The following is a 3425-nucleotide window of genomic DNA, read 5'->3' on the forward strand; positions in this document are numbered from 1 at the left end:
AGTGATTTTCGGCTAGGTACTAGTTCCCCTTTTTATAACCTAAGTACTAGCACTAGTACTAATACCTGCATAGTGGGAACACGTTCAGGTTTGGTACGTACTAGTAGGTGTGAGCAGGCTTTCGAATGTGATGGGAACAAGGTAAACATTAATTGATGGTTTTGGTTTCGAGGCCCAAAACGGCTCCCGATGTGTTTAGCGGAACATAAATTTCAAGTACTACACTTCTCAAATGCGTAAATATTATGTTACTGTCAAAAATTGGCACAAAATACGAAGGAGACCAATGGAAGTACTACTAGCAACCCACGATTTAACTACTCGCATGCGCGCAGTGGAGTAATAATGTCTTTCTTCCGCCCTCACGTCCACTCAATTTGCATGCGCTGTATTAATTGACCATCAATGAAGTGAACGACTTTACACGCGTCAAATTATCACATGGGGTGGATCTTGGTACAAAATTGCGTCCACGCCGTGTCCCGCCGCGCGACGTCAAATTTAAAATTCCACTGCCGCTTGAAATTTCGCAATCTCTTAAAATTTCGCCGCCGCTTAGAATTTCATCGACGTTCAAAGCCCAGTCGCTCAAAATCCTGCCGCCGCCTAAAATTTCATCGCCCCGCAAAACCCTTTCGCCGCTTAAAATTTTATCGCGCGGGTACGCTGGTTTTCGCCCCGCCCGCATAAAATTCGACTCAAAAATCCTCGCCGCTCGCGCAAAATTTAGATCAAAAGCCCTCATCGCCCGCCTCGCTTCTAAATTTTTGCACCTCGTTTATGAAGGCCTGCTGCACGCTAAGCCGCCGCCCGTGCTGCACGCAGACTTCATCGGGGCTACCTAGCGCTAGGATTTTGCCGCGATCTTGGATCAAAAACCGATCGCAATACTCCGCCTCCTCCATAAAATGCGTCGTCACGACCACGCTCACGCCGGTGCGCGCGAGCGCATTTATGCGGTTCCAAAAGAGCCTGCGCGAGAGCGGATCGGCGCCGCTGGTGGCCTCGTCGAGAAACAAAATCTCGGGGCGGTGGATGAGTGCGCATGCCATGCTGAGGTTGCGTCCCGCGCCGAACGGCAGGTTTTGCCACGTCTCGTTTCGCAGCCGCTGCAAGCCAAACTCGCTCAAAAGCTCCTCTATACGCCGTTTCAGTGCTACTCCACCGATGCCGTAGCTGCGGCCGAAATACTCTAAATTTTGATAGCAGCTTAGCTTTTTATAAAGCGAAAATTTCTGTGAGACGTAGCCGATGCGCGATCTGATCGATGATTTGGCGTAGCGCAGATCCTCGCCCATGACCGAGATCTCGCCTCCGCTCATCCCCAAAAGCGCGCAGATCATGCGAAACGTCGTCGTTTTGCCCGCGCCGTTTGGACCCAGAAGGCCGAAAATCTCGCCCTTTTTGACCTCGAAACTCGTATTTTCTACGGCGGTGAATGAGCCGAATTTTTTACTCACGTCGCGCACTTTTATGACGGTTTGAGCCGCATCGAAGCTCCTTTTTTCGTAGCCGAAGTTTGCCGCGCCGATCTCTGCTTTATTTAAAAAAATATACACATCCTCCAGGCTCGCCTCGCGCGGGCTGAGTTTAAATTTCGCGCTTTCGTTTTCATTAAATTTAGCGTTTCCGCTTTCGTTAAATTTAACGCCCTCGTTTTCGTTTGAAATTTTAAAATTTTCGCCGCGCCCGTTTTCGCGCGCCGTGCTTTCGCCGCCTCTGTCTTCGTCGCTGCCGCTTAGGCTTGCGTTTAAAAACTCCTGCAGATCGCGCAGGCTTATCGGCTCTTCGCTTAGCAGATCGACGCTGCCGTCTCTGGGGCAGATGTCGATGAGCGGGGAGTTTTTTAAAAATCTTTGCGTCTTAAACATCAAGCGGCGCGCCAGGCTCTGATAATCCTCGCCGTCGATGCGAAAGGTGCGGTCCCGCAGCGCCGCGGTGATCTTTGCGGCGGGATCTTGCGCTATGATCTTGCCGCCGAGCAAAATCAGCGTCAGATCGGCATCCGCCGCCTCGTCGAAATACGCCGTCGAAAATATGCATTTCGCGCCGCTTTGATCCAGATACTCGCGCACGATCGCCCACAGCTCGCTGCGCGAGAGCGGATCGACGCCGACGGTGGGCTCATCTAGCACCAAAAGCCGCGGACGAGCCGCAATCGCGCAGGCAACGCCGAGCTTTTGTTTCATCCCGCCGGAGAGCGAATCCACGGCGTAATCTTTAAAGCTCAAAAGCCCTACGCGGCGCAAAAGCCCGCGCAGATACTCCTCGCCGTCTTTTAGATCGAGCCCTTTTAGGCCCGCGAAAATGTTTAAATTTTGCCAGACACTAAGCTCCTCGTAAAGCCCTAGGCTCTGCGACATATAGCCGTTTGCGCGGACGAATTCTTTATTTTCGCCGCTAGGGATGAAGCCGGCAAATTTTATCTCGCCGCAATCGGGCGCGATGATGCCGCAGATGAGCTTTAAAAGCGTGGATTTGCCCGCGCCGTCGGGGCCCGTGAGGCTGATGAGCCGAGGTGCATCGCCAATTCGCAGATCAAAATTTTCAAAAACGACGTTTTTGCTGCGATCCTCTCGCAGGTAAAATTTCTTTAAATTTACGATATTTAGTAGATCCAAGCTTAGCTCCAAATTTTATTGCTCGCCCCGTCGCTTGGCGCGACGAACGAGACCTACGCACGCCGAAAAGGCGCTCTTTGTCGCGACGCCTCGCTTCTGCAGCCGCCGAGACGTCTTGGTTTTGTGACAGCCACGGCATCTTGATTTTACAACCGCCGCGCGCTTTAAATTTTGCGACGCACGTCAAACAATTTCGCCCAAACCTCGCATAAATTCGACGCAACTTACCGCAAGCGCGCGAAACCAAGCCCTATCGCGCCGGGGTGCCCTGCAAATCGCCCGCTCGAATTTTGCGTGCCCGCACGATCGGCATTGCTTACGGCTCGCGCGGAATATTCCGCGCTACGCCTGATCCGCCTTGAGCGCGCGCAATCGCATCGGCTAGCCGCGCCGCTAACGATGCGCACACAACGCGCATGAGTGGGGCGGTCTCAAAACATGAAGCAGCTCGTGAGTATCCGCGATAAATTTGCTTCAAAACACAGATGAAAGCGACTTTTCATACACCTGGCGACCTATGATCGCCGAGCTCTTTATCTGCGCCGCGCCTTTTGAGGTAAAATTTCATCGCCGCCCGCCTTTCGGGGCGAAATTTTATCGCTGCCATGTATTTTGGCGAAATTTTACCTATTCTAGGCTTTCCTTAGCATAGTACCGACTTCAGCTACCGCGTCCTTTGGGCAAAATTTTACGCCGCTCGCAATCGGCATTAATCGCGTCGCTTGTTTTGTAGCGAAATTTTACCGCTATCCGCAGTCGGCACTCAATTGCCGCTCGTTTATCGCAAAACGCCTGCTAGAAATA

General features: G+C 52.1%; 2 protein-coding genes. Both read right to left on the minus strand.

Annotation, left to right across the window (positions count from 1 at the left end):
* Positions 1-391 precede the first annotated feature (391 nt).
* On the minus strand, positions 392-745 hold the full coding sequence (locus Q0095_RS03835; RefSeq protein WP_297881515.1) for a hypothetical protein: 354 nt from the start codon (positions 743-745) through the stop codon (positions 392-394).
* Positions 732-2633, minus strand: coding sequence for an ATP-binding cassette domain-containing protein (locus tag Q0095_RS03840; protein WP_297881517.1), 1902 nt, complete (start codon positions 2631-2633; stop codon positions 732-734). Before Q0095_RS03840 ends, Q0095_RS03835 begins: the two co-directional genes overlap by 14 nt.
* Between the last annotated feature and the right edge of the window lie 792 nt (positions 2634-3425).

This window comes from uncultured Campylobacter sp., assembly GCF_938045535.1.
Classification (GTDB): Bacteria; Campylobacterota; Campylobacteria; order Campylobacterales; family Campylobacteraceae; genus Campylobacter_B.